This is a genomic window from Aeromonas sp. CD (genome assembly GCF_033349375.1).
GTDB lineage: Bacteria > Pseudomonadota > Gammaproteobacteria > Enterobacterales > Aeromonadaceae > Aeromonas > Aeromonas hydrophila.
Map to the genome: position 1 here is coordinate 3297178 of NZ_CP137631.1, position 20283 is coordinate 3317460.

The 20283-nt window shown below is 43.7% G+C and carries 20 protein-coding genes; all 20 read right to left on the bottom strand.

Annotated elements, in window-relative coordinates; translation table 11 throughout:
• Positions 1 to 3: 3 nt before the first annotated feature.
• The gene (locus R2E40_RS15300; RefSeq protein WP_318163793.1) at positions 4 to 1269 is read right to left on the bottom strand and encodes a hypothetical protein; all 1266 of its coding nucleotides are present in this window, start codon (positions 1267 to 1269) and stop codon (positions 4 to 6) included.
• A 196-nt stretch (positions 1270 to 1465) separates the two neighbouring features.
• Positions 1466 to 2209 (bottom strand): sulfotransferase, encoded by a 744-nt coding sequence (locus tag R2E40_RS15305; protein ID WP_318163794.1) that lies wholly within the window; start codon positions 2207 to 2209, stop codon positions 1466 to 1468.
• Positions 2210 to 2212: 3 nt separating this feature from the next.
• Positions 2213 to 3535, bottom strand: coding sequence for an ABC transporter ATP-binding protein (locus tag R2E40_RS15310; protein WP_318163795.1), 1323 nt, complete (start codon positions 3533 to 3535; stop codon positions 2213 to 2215).
• A gap of 157 nt (positions 3536 to 3692) precedes the next feature.
• The gene (locus R2E40_RS15315) at positions 3693 to 5192 is read right to left on the bottom strand and encodes an S-layer protein (protein WP_318163796.1); all 1500 of its coding nucleotides are present in this window, start codon (positions 5190 to 5192) and stop codon (positions 3693 to 3695) included.
• 338 nt (positions 5193 to 5530) lie between these two features.
• Entirely contained in the window at positions 5531 to 7666 is a 2136-nt protein-coding gene (locus tag R2E40_RS15320) for a secretin N-terminal domain-containing protein (protein WP_318163797.1), read from the bottom strand.
• A 44-nt stretch (positions 7667 to 7710) separates the two neighbouring features.
• Positions 7711 to 8166, bottom strand: coding sequence for a hypothetical protein (locus R2E40_RS15325; RefSeq protein ID WP_318163798.1), 456 nt, complete (start codon positions 8164 to 8166; stop codon positions 7711 to 7713).
• Positions 8163 to 8789 (bottom strand): hypothetical protein, encoded by a 627-nt coding sequence (locus R2E40_RS15330; RefSeq protein ID WP_318163799.1) that lies wholly within the window; start codon positions 8787 to 8789, stop codon positions 8163 to 8165. The genes R2E40_RS15325 and R2E40_RS15330 overlap by 4 nt, the downstream gene beginning before the upstream one ends.
• A 1-nt stretch (position 8790) precedes the next feature.
• Positions 8791 to 9921 (bottom strand): PilN domain-containing protein, encoded by a 1131-nt coding sequence (locus R2E40_RS15335; protein ID WP_318163800.1) that lies wholly within the window; start codon positions 9919 to 9921, stop codon positions 8791 to 8793.
• Positions 9914 to 10762 (bottom strand): hypothetical protein, encoded by an 849-nt coding sequence (locus R2E40_RS15340; RefSeq protein ID WP_318163801.1) that lies wholly within the window; start codon positions 10760 to 10762, stop codon positions 9914 to 9916. The genes R2E40_RS15335 and R2E40_RS15340 overlap by 8 nt, the downstream gene beginning before the upstream one ends.
• Positions 10763 to 10770: 8 nt before the next feature.
• On the bottom strand, positions 10771 to 11475 hold the full coding sequence (locus R2E40_RS15345; RefSeq protein WP_318163802.1) for a type II secretion system protein: 705 nt from the start codon (positions 11473 to 11475) through the stop codon (positions 10771 to 10773).
• Positions 11465 to 11863, bottom strand: coding sequence for a type II secretion system protein J (locus R2E40_RS15350; RefSeq protein WP_412055130.1), 399 nt, complete (start codon positions 11861 to 11863; stop codon positions 11465 to 11467). Before R2E40_RS15350 ends, R2E40_RS15345 begins: the two co-directional genes overlap by 11 nt.
• Positions 11847 to 12242 carry a type II secretion system protein gene (locus tag R2E40_RS15355; protein WP_318163804.1) on the bottom strand — a complete coding sequence of 132 codons (396 nt, stop codon included), beginning with the start codon at positions 12240 to 12242 and terminating at the stop codon, positions 11847 to 11849. Before R2E40_RS15355 ends, R2E40_RS15350 begins: the two co-directional genes overlap by 17 nt.
• Positions 12242 to 12652 carry a type II secretion system major pseudopilin GspG gene (gene gspG, locus R2E40_RS15360; protein ID WP_318163805.1) on the bottom strand — a complete coding sequence of 137 codons (411 nt, stop codon included), beginning with the start codon at positions 12650 to 12652 and terminating at the stop codon, positions 12242 to 12244. The genes R2E40_RS15355 and gspG overlap by 1 nt, the downstream gene beginning before the upstream one ends.
• Position 12653: 1 nt before the next feature.
• Positions 12654 to 13841 (bottom strand): type II secretion system F family protein, encoded by a 1188-nt coding sequence (locus tag R2E40_RS15365; RefSeq protein WP_318163806.1) that lies wholly within the window; start codon positions 13839 to 13841, stop codon positions 12654 to 12656.
• The gene (locus tag R2E40_RS15370) at positions 13838 to 15493 is read right to left on the bottom strand and encodes a GspE/PulE family protein (RefSeq protein ID WP_318163807.1); all 1656 of its coding nucleotides are present in this window, start codon (positions 15491 to 15493) and stop codon (positions 13838 to 13840) included. The genes R2E40_RS15365 and R2E40_RS15370 overlap by 4 nt, the downstream gene beginning before the upstream one ends.
• Before the next feature lie 49 nt (positions 15494 to 15542).
• Complete coding sequence (locus tag R2E40_RS15375; RefSeq protein ID WP_318163808.1) at positions 15543 to 16322, bottom strand: ABC transporter permease; 780 nt, start codon at positions 16320 to 16322, stop codon at positions 15543 to 15545.
• 5 nt (positions 16323 to 16327) lie between these two features.
• Positions 16328 to 16876, bottom strand: a complete 549-nt coding sequence (rfbC, locus tag R2E40_RS15380; RefSeq protein ID WP_318163809.1) for a dTDP-4-dehydrorhamnose 3,5-epimerase — start codon at positions 16874 to 16876, stop codon at positions 16328 to 16330.
• A 61-nt stretch (positions 16877 to 16937) separates the two neighbouring features.
• Positions 16938 to 17816 carry a glucose-1-phosphate thymidylyltransferase RfbA gene (gene rfbA / locus R2E40_RS15385; RefSeq protein WP_318163810.1) on the bottom strand — a complete coding sequence of 293 codons (879 nt, stop codon included), beginning with the start codon at positions 17814 to 17816 and terminating at the stop codon, positions 16938 to 16940.
• A 113-nt stretch (positions 17817 to 17929) separates the two neighbouring features.
• Positions 17930 to 18817 (bottom strand): dTDP-4-dehydrorhamnose reductase, encoded by an 888-nt coding sequence (rfbD, locus tag R2E40_RS15390; RefSeq protein WP_318163811.1) that lies wholly within the window; start codon positions 18815 to 18817, stop codon positions 17930 to 17932.
• On the bottom strand, positions 18817 to 19902 hold the full coding sequence (gene rfbB, locus R2E40_RS15395) for a dTDP-glucose 4,6-dehydratase (RefSeq protein WP_318163812.1): 1086 nt from the start codon (positions 19900 to 19902) through the stop codon (positions 18817 to 18819). Before rfbB ends, rfbD begins: the two co-directional genes overlap by 1 nt.
• Positions 19903 to 20283 lie beyond the last annotated feature (381 nt).

The following is a 20283-nucleotide window of genomic DNA, read 5'->3' on the forward strand; positions in this document are numbered from 1 at the left end:
TACTCACAACTCAGTAACAAATCGATTAATAAACCAGCGTAGCACCGGTCGTGCAGCAATAGAATCAAGACTCACTTGAATTTTATTTTTGTGCGACTGAAGATTTTCTATATGCAGCTGAAGACTTTCCATATGCAACTGAAGTTCATCCATGTGAAGTTTCATCGTTTTCAGTTGTTCATCTCTCTGCTCTACGACTTTAATTGCATATCCATGTGATTCACCTTCAGCTTTGAGTAATTCATTGAGCTTTTTAAGCTCAATGTCACGCTTTTTTAATGTGTCAAGCGCATCAGAGTGCTCTGACCCTAGGGAGTGTAAGTGCTGTTGAACCTGTCTAAGCTGTTCATCGCGCTGTTCAATAGTAACCAATGCCTGAGAGTGACTCTCTCCCAATACGATAGAAGCAACAACGACAGCATTAATTGTGCGAAAATCTCTAATGAGTGCTTGCAGCCAAAAATCCGCAGTAGCCAATTCCACACGATAATTGGAACGTAAATTGGACCAATCATGCTGCAAAATATAAATACCACTGGATGCAATTTGATTCACTAAAGCATCTAGACTAGATAATCGAGACTCATTGATACCACGTCGCTGCTGCCTCTGCATAGTTGGATCAATAAATTCTGTAGCGCTAATTATTGGCAAAGCCAACTCTTTTTGAAGCTGGGCTAAAGCACTAACAGGATCGGCAAGCATACTCTCATAATCCAGCCAGCTACGTAGCTTACCCTGAGTATACAATTCAGCAGAGAAAGTATATTCGGCCCAAAGGAGCCCTGCAAGTAAAAGGCTCATTTGATCTCGTTTTTGCAACGATCGAGCGACCTGGTCTATATCCCGATTCATCAATAAATAACACGCATCATCACCCAACGCATTAATTGCCAGCTGCCAGCAAGGTAATAAAACTGACAATCTAGGATCTTTCAAACCACACAATGTTGCATCTGCAAACTCCGAATGACGTAAGAAAGCACACATCCTCTTGAATAAGGGCGAACTAGGACGCCATCCTTGTTCTAACCGAGCAGATAGTGAGAACGGATCAAACCAAGCAGCATTAAGTTCTTTTAGCAAGGCTTCATTGATAGCGACTAATTCCGCATGCTCCCAGAACCCTTTTTCATTCACATCACCTTGCAGATCAATAAATGAATTACCAAAGACAATGCCACTGTGGGCTAATGCTCCGGCAATTGCACTCGTTCCGCTTCGGTGCATGCCGAGAATAATAACCCAACGTCTAACTTTGTTTTTCATCATAACCGCCAGTTAAGAACAAACATCATTTTTTGGACTCATACATAGAAGATGATCAATCTAAAAAATATAAGTTTGCATATAAAAACGGAAGCGACCCCATCATCTACATACTCCTCAACATCACACAACAATAGAATTAATGAAAACACTAAAAATATAATATGCCCCTAAACATCCTAGAGGCTAAGATGAACTACAAAGATATTTTATAATATAAGCGAAGTTTTATTTTATCAAAGATAAAATAAAACTTTAAAAAACAACAAATCAAGCGTTCTTTAAATGTAACTTGGTAGTTTCCACTAAATATTTTCGCTGGGGGTATTGTCACATTTGGTATTTTCAAGAAATGACTAACTTTTTCAAGCGCACTATCATGCTGAAGACGGAGCTGTTCATTTGTTAGTATCAGTACATTTTCTTTCGGGAAATGCGAATATATATTTACCAGCTGTGAAAAATAATGCCCACGACTACGATAAGAAAAAATCCGATGAGCGGAACCAAGCTTGTAGCAATCAACATCTGTAGCGAGTCGCTTTTTTTCCGAAAGAAGAGCTGAAAAATAACTAAGTTTTTCATCGCCGCGCTTTTTTTCCATTTGATAATGAGAAAGTGCACGTTCAGCCGGATCTCTTAGAATAATGATAACTCTAGCATTAGGATTATAATTAAAAAGCCTAGCAGGAATCTCTTTAAAAAACATATAAATGGGGGTCGCATCACAACAAATTTCTTCCCCATTATATCGGCTTAATAGCTTCTGATATGCTATATCTATGCAGTCCGATGATGTGTTTTGTAGTACAGGATTATCAAACACATGAGCCTCTTTCCCATCTACGACATAAACATTTGGATGCTTAGCGAGGAAATCAGCTAGCGCAGTGGTCCCACCTTTCTGAGTCCCAACGATAAAAAGATTGACTTTTTTCATCACTCATAAACCACGATTATCTAATCTAATCCGAGGGGAAAAATCAACCATTCCTGTTGAATCGGCACTCTCACAAATAACTTGGAACATGGCAACATCCACACCACGATGCAGAAAGGTTCGCTCTCCTTGAATCAAGGCGGAACATCCACAGTTCAAGAAATAGGTGCCATTTCGTAGAGCGCACTCAAACTCAAATTCAACAGCAAGTTTAGTTCCTGCAGCCACATATGCGATACGATGTTCATGATTACGCGTAGAAGTCCCTCCCCCCAGCTCAACACCTGAGAGAGTTTTTATTAGCATGCCGAAACCGACTTCGAATGCTTCTTGATCAAAATAGACATTGAAGCAATACCGATAACGCTGTCCGGAATCAAGAATATTAACTATTTCACCCACACTATTTTCGAGTCTAACTTGAGTAATCAATGCCCCATTAGATTCGTACCACACTGTCGATTGTGGAGTAATGTCAGCCAAAAAGCCGCCAGAAGTAGTGGTACTTGGCGCTTCTATATCTGCAGATGCACTTACATAGCTATTACCGAGCCCGGTCTGACATAGGTGATCACGAAAACGTTCTCGCTCATCTCCTTCCATATGCAATAGCTTGTGATAATTATGAATGACATTTTTTGGCTCACCTTCCAATAGCACTTCTCCTCGATCGAGTAGCAGTGCACGATCGCAGAGTTCAATGACGCTACCTGCCGAATGAGATACCAACAAGATGGTCACCCCTTGGGCCTGTAACTGCTTCAAACGAGCATAACACTTGCGTTGAAATGCATCATCTCCCACCGCCAAAGCTTCATCAATGATAAGAACGTCAGGATCGGTATTGATAATGACCGAGAAAGCCAAACGAACCATCATACCGGAGGAATAGGTCTTTACTGGCTGATCAATAAAATCGCCGATGGCCGCAAACGCCAAAATCTGCGGCAAACGCTCACTTATTTCTTGGCGTGACAAACCAAGGATCGCGCCATTAAAGAACACGTTTTCACGCCCTGTAAACTCGGGATTAAAACCAGAACCTAGCTCAAGCAAGCCAGCTACGCGTCCCTTACAACTAATTTGGCCACTATCTGGCTGCATCACCCCGGTAATGAGTTGCAACAAAGTTGACTTGCCAGCACCATTGTGGCCGACAATCCCCAACGTTTCACCAGGATTCACCATTAGGTGGATATCACGTAAGGCATGAAAAAGCCTCACATTAGCCTTAGGATTGAGCGCATGCCAAAGCGCCTGCCATGGACTTTGGTAGATAGGAAAAGACTTATTTACGCCTGTAACGGCAAGAACGGGCTGAGACATGGATCGTCAGAAGGTTGCAAACAAGATGGCTAATGATATCAGTAAATGGACCTAGAATTAAGGCTTAGCCATATCGCTAACGGCAAAGTATGTCAGTAAACGAATTATTATATAAAAAATAAGGGCGCCGAGGCGCCCTTATTTTTCACGACATTAATTACAGAGTGAAGTCAACCAGGGAGGAAGTACCACGGGTACCGTTCTGGATGTCAACGCCTTCAGCGTTGGATTTCTTCACTGCAACTTCACCTTGGTTGGTCTCAACTTCAAACAGGAAGCGAGCCTGACGACCTGCAGTGATAGCAGCACCGACATCAGCAGCGACATCAGCCGGCTTCAGGGTTACAGCACCACCACTTGGCAGAGTTACAGACAGCGGTTTGCGAGTAACCAGTACTGTACCCTCACCACGGCCGTTGGCATCGTGAGCAGCATATTCAGTGATGGTTACAAAGATCTTACCGCCTTCAGCCGGCAGGATCTTAGACACGTCACGGATATGGATGGTGTTGGAAGAGGTGCTACCAGTGGTGATAGTATCGAACTTCATGCCGTCACGAGTAATGATGAACAGATCAGCAAGCTCATCTTTGAAGTAGTTATAGGTAGCTTGGCTATCACCTTCAATTTCAGCCTTAACGCTAAGATTTACGGCCGGAACCGGAACCGCGTTATCAGCAGCTACGTACAGGGTACCCAGGCTGTTCAGAGCGTCGCTCAGACCACCGGCCAAGTTGCCAGCGCCCAGAACTGCAGTAGCAGACTGACCATCGGCAGCGGCTTTCCAGCCGATATTGGCGCCGGCCTTATTCAGCAGGTTGCCACTTGCATCTTTCTTGAATGCAGACACATCACCAGTCAAGGTCAGTTTGACTTTGTCACGCTGGATGGTCTGGTTGGTGGTTACGTTAGCCAGCTCGAAACCAGTTGCTGTTACGTCGACATCGCCAACGTTCAGCTTCAGGAAGCCTTCAGAGACCAGAGCAGTTGCCTTACCAGCATCAGTCAGGCTCAGTTGGAACAGCTTACCAAGTTTGAACAGCGGTTTGGTAGCAACAGGGTCAGCAGTGTAAGAGGCGTTCAGCAGAGCACCTGCGGTCAGGGCTACGGTGCCTTGAGAGCCAGAAACCAGCTTAAACGCTTGGTTAGCCAGGTTCAGCTTCAGCTCCACTTCAGCACCAGCAACTGCGGTCGCTTCAACGTTAGGAGCCAGTGCCAGACGCAGACGCTTACCGTTGTTGTCGATGGTATGATCGATAGTCAGTTGGGTACCGTCGGAAGTGGTCTTAAAGAACTTCTGAACATCGGCGACAACACCGCTGTTGGCCGCGACGCCATCCGGGCTCACCAGCAAGCCAGTGAACGCGTTGGCAGTAGCACCGTTAGACAGCCACTGACGGATTTCAGCATCGTTGAACTGACCATCCCCTTGGATCTCCATAACAATGAAACCATTGTTTTTCAGATCACCAAGTTCACTGAAATTCAGAGTCAGGTTTTGCTGGGCGGTAGAGAAGTCCAGAACCGGCTGCTTGGTAACAGAAGCCAGGGAAGTAGTGACGAAAGTGTTGTCGTTCGGGGTGATTACGACATCAGCAAACGCAGGAGCGGTAACGCCAACCATAATGGCCGCTGCAATCAGAGTCTTCTTAAACATAAGTTTTCCTTAAGGATCCTTATTGGATATTTATTCAATAGGGCTGAACCTATCCGTTGATCAACCTTCGGTGCACTGTGAGCACCGAGCACAGACCGACAGTTTCCCGCAAAAAAGAGCACTGTTGCAGTCCGTGTCCTGTGAGATACAACAGTTTCACTGCGCTCCGAAGTGCGCCTGCATATTCTTAGCCATCAGACTCTACTATGTCAATTACAAATCCGTGATGAAGATCGTCTTTTATGGTTTGATCACCCGACTTGCTCGCGGAGCGAGCAACAACGTCATATCCGAAGAGCAAAAAGCGACCAAACTACTGACACAACAGCAGTTCTCTATCACATACCATTACGTTTTGGCATGGGGTCCCAACCACTTAACGTGCGGAACTGGTCGGTATAAAAATCGGCCTCTTCCTTGGAGGTAATGACAAATGGCGTAATAAGAAGCACCAACTCTGTTTTTTCATGCTTGTTTGTCTGATATTTAAACAGACTTCCTAGAACGGGTATGTCTCCCAGCAAGGGGACTTTTTCCTCATTGTCGGTTTTATTCTGGCTTAGCAAGCCACCAAGGTAGACTGTCTTGCCACTATCGGCCAACAACTTGCTCTGTACTGCCCGGCGATTAATCGGGGGCGTATCCCCTCCTCCAGCCGATACGGAGCTGATCTCTTGTGAGATGCTCATCTCAATCAGACCATCATCGTTGATCGAGGGTGTGATTTCGAGAGAGAGACCAGTATCAATATATTTGTAGCTAGTTGTTACCTGTGGATCACCACTACCTGTACTACCATTTGAAATCTCACCGGTTTTTACCACTATTTGATCACCGATCTTAATACTGGCAGTTTCTTGATCCAGGACAACTAGCCGTGGACTGGACAATACCTTGGCATTCCCTTCACTCAACGCTGCCGAAAACTTGGCAGTGACATCACCAAAAACACCGTTGAGGTTAAGATTACCCGTCTTACCAATCAGCCCTGTTGTACCACCGGTAATGTCACCTTTAGCTATATTCCACTCAAAACCGAGAGAGCTATCGTTAGTGACTTTCACCTCAGCGATCACCGCCTGGAGCAAGACTTGACGAGGCCGCTGATCCACAAATTGTAACAACTCAACCAGTCGCTGATAGTCACTATAGCGACCACTAAAAATGAGCGCATTCCGTTTCGCATCAACCACTACCCGATATTGCTCTGTCATCACACTCATGGTTTGCGCATTTGCTTTTTTCGGGGCTATGGCACCACGGTTTCCCGGTTCACTACTCAAGCTGCGGTCTGAAGCCCTTGCGGTACCAGTTGTATTCTGTTGATCACGAACTTGTTCAGCAGCAGCTAATAAATCTTCTCCAGGTTCCTTCTGTGAGGAAGAAGAATTACCGTCGCCAAATATTGATGATACAACCGCCCAAGTGTCAGCAACCTTTGTATTTTTCAGAAAATATGCGTACACCCCATCACTACCACCAGTAGGACGAGGCTTATCAAGTCTTCGCACCCAATCACGGGTATACTCTAACCATGCTTGTGTACTTGCAGTAACTAATAAAGTGTTATTGGACATGGGTACTAGGACAACACCATTGACTCCTTTATCAAGATTTACTGGCACGCTAGCTGCATCAAGCGCTTTAACAAGATCGGCCGTGAGCTCTTCTAATGTGAGAAATGAGGGCTGAACGACAGCCAAATGAGATGCAACACGATTAGGAACGTCTACTTCTGCAAGAATCTTTTGCAGTTGATCTATTTCATCACGCTTAGCAATGACCATCAATGCATTAAGATTATTTTGCATCAAGACTGTTCCATTACTTTCTTTCACCATACGCTCAGCAAGTGTCGTTGCCTGGCCTAATGGGAGGTAAAAAACAGGTATTATTTCCACCACTTTACCATAACGCAATGCAGGTTGAACCGTACCGGATACGATGGTAGGAATAGCATTAGCTGTCTTTTCAGCAGGAATCACTTTTACTACACCATCTTCCAGCGCCAACGCTACACCATTAACCTGCAATACCTCCTCAACCAAGCCTAATAAACGGCGGGCATCAACAGGTTTACTTAATCTTAAGGTGACTGGTTCAGTTTTGTTTTGTAATGATTGATCGACAATATAATTGAGCTCTAACACTTCACCGAGCGCCAAATTAATAAAATTATTAATTGGCATTTTGTCTGCGCTCAAGCTTAGTGTGTCTTTAGGTAGTACCAGCTTGGCTGCGCCGACAGAATCGCGATCTTGTGAACGCAATAGCGGAGCTGAACGGACACTTTGTGTAATCTGTGGAACAGAACTTGTATGTGTATTAGTCTTTTTCTTCTCTGCCAAGATAGTGGTCGGAACAAGACCACTGTTTTGGCTTTCCATCACAGGCTGGAGTTCCACTTTTGGAGTCGCAGCACAACCGGCTAACACAGCACTACAGATAAGAGTGAGAGAAAAACGACGAGCCATTGCGCTCATTATCAAATAACCTCTTTTAAAAATTGTGAGCCTTCTTATTTAGGCTGTACCGGAATGGGGAAAATTTCAAATACCTGAATCTTACTATCATTCTCTACTTCAACCTGCCGCCTTGATATCTTTATGACTTTCCCCACACCTGCTAGCTGTTCTCCGACCCTAACTGCTATGGGCTTTTCTCCCTGAAAAACGGCAACACGCTCTAAGCCACGCATAGTAATTGCAACTAAACGTATCTCTAGCAGTTCCTTTTTACTCTGGTGCCCCCCCGCATCTTCTGACGATCCAACCTCAACTCTCTCTCTCGAGACAGTAAAGATATTGCCGCTAGGCTTTACGGGTAAGCTCGCTGGAGCAGCATATTTAGTTATCTTATCAGGCAGGGGATTATCTATATCTGATGGGGTAAATACCATCCAGTTGTATACCCCATTGATAACTGTCAACACAATCAAAAACACTGTAGACTTTGAGCTTATCCATGGCGTCACGATTTATCCCCTTGACGGCTCTGAAAACGAAGTTCATTAAGGGGTAGTTGACGAAATGATACGAGAGAAGTTGTCATTTCAGCCTGCTGGCTATTTTTAATAGAGATAGTCATTTTTTCTGGAATAATAATTTTTTGTGAAGCTGATAGACTATATATAAAATCAAGAATATTTTGCGAGCTTCCGGTAAATGACCATTGACTACTTATCTCCTCACCAACCCACGGACGAACGGTTGGTTCTTGAAAACGACGGCTACCAAATGAAAGCAAATGTTTTTTATACTCTATTTCAATGAGGCCGACTTGTTCCGCAACACCACGATTATAGTTTTTACTATCAAGCAGGCCACTGAGAAGTTGCTGATACTGAACATTCAACCCCTTATATTGTTGTTCTAAAGTATCCCTACTGTTGCTTATCCGCCCAAGACGCTCTATTTTTTTCATATCCGCAAACATGTCATCTCTTGACTGGCTGCGATAATCAAGATAGGGAGCATATATTAGAATGTATAGAAATATTGTAACAATTAGTAGTGATGCCCATTGCACTAACGGACTACTTAAATCATTAAGGAGTGCTTGTTTATTCAGCCCTTTCAAATCAAATTTAAAATCCATCTTATTCCACCAACACAATTTCTGCCTTAAAAAGCTGAGCACCGTCACCACGGACCGTCACATCTCCGAGCAACCTTACCTGAGACACCATTGGCTGCGCACCTAATACATCAAGCAGTTTAACACTATCTTTAACACCACCTTGAATAATTACACGACCATTCTCATAACTCAGTTCAGTTAACAGCACATCATCGGGCAGTTTTCTCATCAGCATTTCCAAAAGTTGTACTACTGTTTGCTGCATCTTTTTTGTTGCAGCAAGGCGGCTAAGAGTATGATTATTGTCGACAATTTCAGTTCTTATTTTCACCAAGTCACTAGTCGAACTGGTTAAATCAATTAACTCACTTTCGAGCATGTTCGATTTCATCTGCAGTACAGCTAAATCCCCTCCCATAAAAATCAGGCTGGCGCAAAAAAAAGCGGCTAGTTGCCTTTTATAATCCCAAGGTGCACCGACATCGAAAAATCCCGAGCATTTACCGGCAGACAATACGGATTGAGCTGGCGTTTTTGTCTTGTATTTTTCCAGCGTTTTGCCTGATAACTGTATACATTCATGCGTTGCGAATACATCAATGTCTTGTACAGATAGAGCCTGGAACCAACGTTTATAGAGGAGATTGTCAAGGGGATAAAATTCTTGAATCTCTCCTTGGCGAGAGACCAAACAACCGTAAAGGTTGTTTTGTTCTTGATAACATAAGAGACCTTGATCGTTTCTTATAGAAAAAATACTACAGTGATAAACAATAGAGGGAATAATATGGGTTACAGGGCAAGGGAAGTGGACTTCTTCTTGATTCCAAAACCAAAGTGCGATTCGCCACTTATCATTATGTTGATAAACCAAATAATATTGCCCACAATGAGTCCATTGCGCTAACGAGACCAACTCATTCCGAATACATTGCTCTATTGATGAGCGGCCAACCAAGCTTACCTCATATTCTAGATATTTAAAAAGACAGTAACTCTGTGGTACCAGACCAACTACTTTGTTAAAACGCTTGCTGTTGGTATTGACAGAATTATAGCTCGATGAAACATCAGCACATTTGGTTACCATGGTATCCACCACTGTGGTGCTGAGAAGAGAAGATATTTTACCTTTCAAATAATCAATCATTTTTTATATAGAATCTTTCATTGTCAGGAAAAAGCCAAAGGCTACGCCGAGGTGGAAACCGGCTAGTAGTTCTAATTTGGTACTCGCCACGAGCATGATACCCGTTATATTCATAATAAATATAGTATCTTGAACTTTGTGTTAATTCAAGACCTTCACTATTTAGTCCCAACTCTAACAATATATTTGACAGCGAGCGCCATTGCCTATTACGTTTATACCTTTTAATTTTTCCTATTTCCGTAGAGCTGAATGTATATATACCACGAGATAGCAGCCCATCAGGGATAGAAGCATAATTTATCCACGATGATCCGAGAAGCGCAGTATAATCCCTTAAGCCATCGCTATAATCACCATTATATACTTGTGGCGAAATTCCTTCGATAAGCATAAGCTCATCAAGTGAACGAAATAAAGCACCACGTCCATAATTACTATGGAGATCCTGCCATTTGAATATGTGTTCTGAGACACTACTTGGATCGCTAACTTGATAACTACTTAATAATCTCTTCATCTTGTCATGATCATAAAACCGGAGGCTTAGAATTCCAGCTTGATCTTGTACTTTGACAACGACGTCATTACTTAACTTAAGAGGCTCACCATCAACGGGGATATACACATTACCTAGAGCAAACCCACCAGGTTCTTGCTCGCCCACAAGCATAGATAGAAACAATCTGTGCTCCGCATCATTGATTTTTAATCGAGCAGCCCATCGACTTTTCTCATACGCCTGCTCGGTGAGTATTGTATCGGTACGGGTGACCATCATCAGGCTAATGCTGATCAATATAGTCATCACAATCAGCGTCATCGGCAGTACCATGCCCATACCACGCTTCATTTTTTGAAAACCTCATCATCAACATGACTGCTTGATGTATATCGAGTCACAGTGAAAAACCAGTCTATTTTTTTTCCATTTGATAGAGCCATGTTGATGTTAACTAGTAGTGGCATTGCCATTTCTTTATTACTATCAAAAAAGTCAAGCCATACTGGCTCACTTCGATAATATATGTTATCACTCATTGGTATGGACTCTCCATCGCTTGGTTCATGAATGGGAGCAAGATATCTTATATGATAACTTTTAATGTCTTTTATTAAGTTTGTTGCTTCATTATCTCTATCAAAATATTGATTCCCATAAAATGGATCAGCATTCTTCTTCTCTGCATAGTTAAGAGTAAAACCATCAATATTACTGGTAAACCAGATAGTGGCAGTAGAATAATTGCCAGGACCAGATAGGATTGGAGATCCAGTTAAAAGATAGAGACCATCATTATTCCCCTTAAAAAAAGGACTCGCCTCACCATAACCAACTGGAAATAATGTTGCACTACTATCATTAAACATCATCGCTAGCCAGTTAAATCTGGATTGCAATGTGTTACTTAATTCAGTTCTATTTTCTAAACGAGCCCAAGCAAGGCGTCCTTGGTCTAGGCCAGACAAAATCATAGACAGTGAGAAGGAAAATATCACTATAGTCACAAGTAACTCGACCAAAGTGAAGCCATTGATTTTTTTATTTTTCATGCCAACCAATTAGTTCGAATGAAAATGCCCGAAAGTTGCCATTATAAAGGCTATACTTAGCTGTAATCTTATACATTTGTAATTCATATCCAGATTGGGTTGTATCCTCGTTACGGATTGGGAAAATACCACTTATTGGTTCAGCGTTCCACTCGTAATGATAATCACCAACCTCACCAATACCTGACTGTTTTTTAAAGGGGTTAATATCCACCAAAGAGTTGAATATATTCTCCTCGATCAATATTCGTTCTTGTAACTTATCGACTCGAGATAATCTGAATGAGCTTTCATTTACAAACCTGAAAATCAAAGTACTTATTGTCGCCATGATAGTTAACGCAACCAGAACTTCGATCAAAGTAAAACCATCATTTATTTTTTTCATATGACAAGGTTAACTGACAGTCCAAATTAGTAAATGATAAACGCCAAACATTATTCGATTCAGTCTTGATCTGCACGTCACCCCCCGAGCATACCTTATCAGGGCGAAAAATAATCGGACGATCATTTACTATATATATATTGTGTCTTTTCGAAATTTCTTTTATTTTACTTTGCTTTGCTGAAAAAATAAAAAAACGACCATCTTTTCTACTTTCCAAAATTGCATTTCTTACATCCCCCAAATACCTCTCAATTTTATTTTTTTCTGTATACTTGATAAATTGCCCCCACAAATTGGGGGCAACAACAGCAGTTAACAATGCAGAGAGTGCCACCACGATCAATAGCTCAATCATGGTAAATCCTTTTTCATGCATTAGAATCGACCTATGTCCTTATCTTCGCCTTCACCACCTTTACGATTATCCTTTCCCAATGTATATAGAGCATATTCACCAGTATTTTTTAACTCATAATGATACGGATGACCCCACGGATCATTCGGAAGATCTTTTGCCAAGTAGGGGCCATCCCAATTAACGCTACCTTCAGGTGCCTGGATCAACGCAGCGAGGCCTTGCTCAGTTGTAGGATAATCATTGTTGTCAAGCCTATATGTATTCAGTGCCGACACAAGCAATTCTATCTGGGCTTCAGCAACTTTTGTCTTAGATGAGCCCACTTTTTGGAATAATCTCGGGCCCACCAAACCGGCTAACAATGAAATTAAAACTAATACAACCAGCAGCTCAATGAGAGTAAAGCCACGTAATTTTTTCAACCTCATTTTACCATCCTATATCGTTCACAGAAATAATACCAGAAATAAGAATAACCATAATTGAACCCACGATAGTCCCCATGATCACTATTACTAATGGTTCCAAAATTGAAAGTATTTGCTTTATCCCTTTTGAGAGTCGTCGCTCATAAAGCGTATTTATCTCTTTAAAGCAAATTGGTAACGATGCTCCGACTTCACCTGTCTTTATCAATCTGATTACAACTAGCGGAAAAACATTATAAATTGACAATGCATCTGCCAGTCGCTCACCCTCTTTTATTCTCTGTATGACTCTTTGGATGTCCCTTTTTCCCTTTTCTCCTGACATAGCATTGGCTGATAACTCGACCGCATCAACCAACTCAACGCCTGATTCTAGCAACTTCTGCATGCTACCACTGAATTGTACTATCACCCAAGCACTGAAGAGAGTAGAGAAAAAAGGCAACTTTAATAACAATGCAAGTATTTTTTCGTACAATGTACCGTATTTAATTCCATATATAAATGCAGATATTATCAACACCATTAACACTAAAATAATAGTGATATGATCACTAATGAAGTCTGATACTGAAATTAACTGCACCAGGCTACTCCCCGCAGCAGCCGCTTCGTCAGTAATCATTGATTTGAAATTTGGAATAACATATAAGAACAGAAAAAAAACAACCGTGACACACACCACCAATAAAAACACTGGATATGTTAAAGCTGTTTTTACCTCTGAAACTATCTTTTCTTCTCGTTCCACACGCTCCGCAATACTAATGAGAGACTCATGTATACTACCATTTTCCTCACCTAACCTGAGCATTGGCGATACATAGTAAGGAAATATATCGGGCAAACTCACAACCGAGTCAGACAAAGATGACCCCGATGATATATCCGACTTCATTCTTTTCAGGGCGAGTACAAGATTTCTATCTACTGTAGTTTCTATTAATGATTCAAGACACTCATCCAGTTGCATACCACTCTGCCTGAGAGTCGCAAGCTCACGTAATGTCGTCATTAATGTTTCTCTTGAGATCTTTGCTTTAACGACGCCCCGATACTTCTCGAGTAGAACAACACTATATCCACGCTGTTCAAGTGTCTTGTGAGCTTTTTCTTCATTTTCAGCTTGAACCCACCCATTTAATATTTTCCCATTGGAGGCTCTCACTATATATTTAAAGTAATTCATCCCACAACTCTCATAACTTCGTCAAGAGATGTATCGCCATGTGCTGCACGTAGAATCGCATCTTCTTTCAGCGTTCTCATCCCCTGTGCATCAGCAATTATATTTAATGATGATGAATTGATGTCACAATCATAGCTATTATTCCATCGCATTAACTCGAAAATAGCTATGCGTCCTTTATAACCAGTATGGTTGCAACTTTCACAACCTGAAGCAGACTTAAACATTACATTTTTAGGTAACAAATGTGCCCATTTTTCCGAAAACGAACACCAATCAACTCCTATCTTTTGTACTGGTAGTGAGTGTGGAATCGAACACTCTGGACAAAGCTTGCGAAGTAATCGTTGAGCCATAACGCCAACAATAGTTGATTTAATAAGATAATCAGGAATCCCAATATCCTTGAGGCGAATGAAGCTACTAGGAGCATCATTTGTGTGTAGTGTAGAATAAACAAAGTGCCCGGTTAGCGCTGACTGTATTGCTATTTGAGCAGTTTCTTTATCTCGCATTTCACCAATAAGCATGACATCGGGATCTTGCCTTAAAGCAGACCTAAGTACAGTCGCAAAATCTAGTCCAATATCACTATTTACTTGAATCTGTGTTAACCCAGGCATTTGATATTCGACAGGATCTTCAACTGTGATTATCTTCTTATTATCATCATTAATTTGTCCCAGCAAGGTATACAATGAGGTTGTTTTACCGCTTCCTGTTGGGCCAGTTATCAAAAAAATACCATTTCTTTGAGCTATAATCTCACTGATTATAGAAAGTTGGTCTGGAAACATGTTAAGCTCACGTTTCTCAGAAGAATTGCTTCCACTCAATAAGCGTAAAACTGCATTCTCACCATGCACTGTTGGCGTAGTAGCCACCCGGATATCTATGTAGACCCCAGATAACCTCACTCGCATCCGTCCATCTTGTGGAAGTCTACGTTCAGAGATATCCAAACCAGACATCAATTTAATTCTTGATATAATCGAAGCATGCTGCGATATACCAGGTTTGTCAATTGTTTTTAATACGCCATCGATCCTAAAACGAACTATAAATGTATCTTTGTTGATTTCAAAATGTATATCTGATGCCTTACTTTTAATCGCACTTTGAATACATTCATTAACAAATCGAACAACTGGAGCAGAAGATACATCATGCCGCTCCTGTTCACCTTTCAGATTCGCCGAGGTATTCTCTTGTATTCCAGAATAGAGTTTACGTAACTCGTAGTTAGAAACAAGGACAGGAACAACATGGAGATCGTAAATTTTTTTCAGAGAAGACGAAACAAAAGAATCCCACACATCAAGCAATGCAACGTAAAGAAGTGCGTTGTCAACTAATAATGGATATGCTTGACGTTGTAGCCACCACTCTTGGTGAAAAAATGAATCAACCAACTCTGTTTGTATGTTGTCTATTTGACCAACTTTCTCATCAATAAAAACATCCAGAGTGTATAGTTCAAGTTGCTCAGCAAGTGCATTAATCACTTCTGCTTCAGAGCAGAAACCATGAGAAATACATATTTCACCGAACCGAATATTTTCAGATGAGTGCTCTACTTGTATTTTTAGAATTTCATCAATATTATCATTAGTTATATATCCTTTGGATACAAGGAGTTCTCCAATCTTCATCTTTATCTCACTTCACGAATATCATATATGATTATAGAAAATTATACGATTAGAGGGCGTCACTAAAGCTTCGTTTCAACTTACTAAACATCTTCGATGATATAAATAATCCAATTAGTGACACCAACAGGAGATAAAACAATCGTTCAAGTGAAAATGCCCCACCATATATTATATCTCTCAATGCGTCCGCTATAATACTGATCGGATTCAAATATAAAAACTTTGCGAGTGATGCTGGAGCAGTTTTAATTGAAAAAAATACTGTACTAGTAAACAACAATACCAGGCTTGCAGCTGGAATTATCTGTTGTATATCCCTTACAAATACAGAGATTGATGAAACTATATATGCAATTGCTAGAAGCGTGGTCATATAAACCATTAAGATAAATGGAATATATATGAAGTTTGAAAATGAGGATATATATCCCATGCATAGTGAATAAATAATTGACAGCGAAATGCCAACGACAAAGTTGACGGTTGAAGATAGCACAACTGACAGAGGCAATACTTCTATGGGGAAAACAACTTTCTTCACAATTTGGGCGTTACTCCTTATGATTGTAGCAGAATTCGCCATCACCTCAGATATGAAAACATGCGTGACAATCCCAATGAAGAGCATTAATGCATAATCTGCATATTCACTATCACTAACCGCCCATCTGGCTTTAAAGACATGTAAGAAAACCGTCGAGTATACCATTAACATAAATAGTGGATTTATGACATTCCAAACAGCGCCAAATATGGTACCTCTATACTTAGCACTGATATCTCTTTTAACAAGGGACCATGTAATATATAAGCTTTGTTTATTCACTATACTCACCATGTTCTGATCATATCTTTCAGAGATTGCGCTGAAATATCTTTCTTTGACAGTAATGGTTGATCTTCTATAGGCCATGCTATTTTAATAGCTGGATCGTTCCACATTAATGATCTTTCACTCTCGGGAAAATAGTATTCAGTCGTCTTATATAAGAATTCGGCTTCTTCAGTTAGAGTATAAAAGCCATGTGCGAACCCTTCTGGAATCCACAACTGTCGTTTGTTTTGTGCACTGAGGTTAACGCCAACCGATTGCCCAAAGGTCGGCGAGTCTTTTCGGATATCGATCGCAACATCAAACACTTCACCCGCAACACAACGCACCAGCTTACCCTGCGCATGGGGGGGTAACTGATAATGCAAACCACGCAACACGCCTTTTGAAGATTTGGAGTGATTATCCTGCACAAAAGTAACCGGATATCCTACTGCGTCTTCAAATAGCTTGTGATTGAAACTCTCAAAGAAAAAACCACGTTCATCACCAAACACTTTTGGTTCAAAAATAAGCACGTCGGGAATAGCTGTCTTAATTACATTCATCTTTATATCCATACGTAATTCGACGTTTATGGAGGGACATTTCTCCTCCCCCCATATCACATCAGACTTTGGCCACCATTCTTAACAAGTATTGTCCATAGGCATTCTTTGCCAATGGTGCTGCAAGTTCACGGACCTGGTCGGCATTAATGAACTTCTGGCGATAGGCGATCTCTTCCGGACAGGCCACTTTCAACCCCTGACGGGTCTCGATGGTCTGAATAAAGTTGCTCGCTTCTATCATGCTTTCATGGGTACCGGTATCAAGCCAAGCATAACCACGGCCCATCATGGCAACCGACAGATTGTCTTGTTCCAGGTAGATACGGTTCACATCGGTAATTTCCAGCTCACCACGGGGCGATGGCTTCAGGCTCTTGGCGATCTCCACCACGCTGTTGTCGTAGAAATAGAGGCCAGTGACCGCATAGTTGCTCTTGGGCTCCAATGGCTTCTCTTCCAGAGAGATAGCAGTACCCTCTTTATCAAATTCCACCACCCCATAACGCTCGGGGTCGTGCACGTGGTAGGCAAAGACGGTAGCACCGCTCTCTTTAGCAGCTGCGGCCGCCAACTGTTTCTGCAGGTCGTGGCCGTAGAAGATATTATCGCCCAGCACCAGTGCACAGGGGTCTGAACCGATGAACTCTTCGCCCAGAATAAAGGCTTGTGCCAATCCGTCCGGACTTGGCTGCACCTTGTATTGCAAACTCAGGCCCCACTGGCTGCCATCGCCCAACAACTGTTCGAAACGGGGGGTATCTTGCGGGGTACTGATGATCAAAATATCCCGAATACCCGCCAGCATCAGGGTGCTCAGCGGATAGTAGATCATCGGCTTGTCATAGATGGGCAGCAGCTGCTTGCTCACCGCCATGGTGACCGGATAGAGACGGGTGCCAGAGCCACCAGCCAGAATAATGCCTTTACGTTTGGTCATGATGCTTGTTTCTTATTTTTAAATTGCAAAAGAGAAGGGTGGCTTGCAGCCACTCCTTTTCTGTTTTATCCCTGCCAGCCAGGGAGGCGTTCAACACATCCCTGGCCAGTGATTTATTTGCCGAGGATCTCGGTCAACATCCGCTCCACACCGACCGTCCAGTCAGGTAGATCCAGATCGAAGGTACGCTGGAACTTGCTGGTATCCAAGCGGGAGTTATGAGGGCGCTTGGCCGGGGTCGGGAAGGCGCTGGTCGGCACCGCATTGAGTTGTGTCACCGCCAGTTCCACCCCAGCCTCTCTGGCTTTGGCAAACACCAGCTGGGCGTAGTCAAACCAGGTGGTGGTACCGGAGGCAATCAGATGGTATAGCCCGGCAACCTCAGGTCTGCTCTGCGCCACGCGGAGCGCATGAGCGGTGCAATCTGCCAGCAATTCGGCGCCGGTCGGGGCACCAAACTGGTCATTGATGACTGACATCTCGCTACGCTCCTTGCCAAAACGCAGCATGGTCTTGGCAAAGTTGGCGCCACGGGCAGCGTAGACCCAGCTGGTGCGGAAGATCAGGTGGCGAGAGCACAGGGCCGCAGCCTGCTCACCCGCCAGCTTGGTCTCGCCGTAGACGTTGAGCGGGGCGGTCGCATCGGTTTCAAGCCAAGGGCGCTCACCACTGCCATCGAACACATAGTCGGTGGAGTAGTGCACCAACCAGGCTCCCAATGCTTCAGCTTCTTTGGCAATCGCAGCCACACTGGTGGCGTTGAGCAGCTCGGCAACCCCCCGCTCGCTCTCGGCTTTGTCTACCGCAGTGTGGGCTGCTGCGTTCACGATGACATCCGGCTTCACCAAGCGCACAGTCTCCGCCACGCCGGCCGGCTTGCTGAAGTCACCGCAGTAGTCGGTCGAGTCAAAATCGACGGCTGTGATACGGCCCAGCGGTGCCAGTGCACGTTGCAGCTCCCAGCCAACCTGACCATTCTTGCCAAACAGCAGAATATGCATCAGGCACGCTCCCCATAGTTCTGTTCAATCCAGGATTGATAGGATCCGCTCTTCACGTTGTTGACCCACTGCTGGTTATCCAGATACCACTGCACTGTCTTGCGGATACCTGATTCAAAGGTCTCTTGCGGCTGCCAGGCGAGCTCGGCGCTCATCTTGCTGGCGTCAATGGCATAGCGGCGGTCATGGCCGGGTCGATCTGCCACATAGGTGATTTGATCGCGATAAGAGCCCGCCTTCGGCACCATTTCATCCAGCAGATCGCAGATGGTATGAACAACCTCCAGATTCTGTTTCTCGTTATGACCGCCGATGTTGTAGGTCTCCCCGACCACGCCAGTCGTCACCACCTTGTAGAGCGCGCGCGCGTGATCTTCCACATAGAGCCAGTCGCGGATCTGGTCGCCCTTGCCATAGACAGGCAGCGGCTTGCCATCGAGCGCATTGAGGATCACCAGCGGGATCAGCTTCTCGGGGAAGTGGAACGGGCCGTAGTTGTTGGAGCAGTTGGTGACGATGGTCGGCAGGCCGTAAGTACGACGCCAGGCGCGCACCAGATGGTCACTGGAGGCCTTGGAGGCAGAATAGGGGCTGCTGGGGGCATAGGGGGTGGTTTCGGTAAAGAGCGGCAGTGCCACACCGGGGGCTACTTCATCCGGATGGGGCAGGTCACCATATACCTCGTCAGTGGAGATATGGTGGAAACGGAAGGCCGCCTTGCGCACCTCGTCCAGCCCGTTCCAGTAGGCACGAGCCGCCTCCAGCAGCATGTAGGTGCCGACGATATTGGTCTCGATGAAGTCGGCGGGGCCTGTGATGGAGCGATCAACGTGGCTCTCGGCGGCTAGGTGCATCACGGCGTCCGGTTGATGCTGGGCAAACACCCGATCCAGTTCGGCGCGGTTGCAGATATCCACATGTTCAAACGCATAACGCTCGCTTGTCGATACATCGGCCAGGGATTCCAGATTGCCTGCATAGGTGAGTTTGTCGAGATTGATAACGGCATCCCGGGTATCACGGATGATATGGCGCACCACGGCAGAGCCGATAAAGCCGGCACCGCCGGTCACGAGGATTTTCATAGTTATGCTCTTGAAAAAGAAGATAAATTAGGTTTTTAACCTGCTACGCATCATTCATGGCTGCAAGAATGCTCGCTCACGTGGCGAATATCTGGTTCCAACCACGAAAAAGGCAATAGCTACCGCCCCTAGGTTACAGCCCCCAGTTTGCTGCTTTTAACCAGATTGTGTGTGCTGTTGGCCATAGCGTCCTCCAGCTTGGGGTAACTCTGTAGTCGATGAAGATAACAAAATTTCGCTCTATACAAGAGTACCCTGACCGTCTAATGAGGGACCTGAATAAAGTTCCATGATCCCTTACGACAAAGAATGGATTCTAGCGTTTTTTCTGGTGGCTTGAACAGCCCAAACAGCAGCATTCACGATGGAGAACCTGCAGAC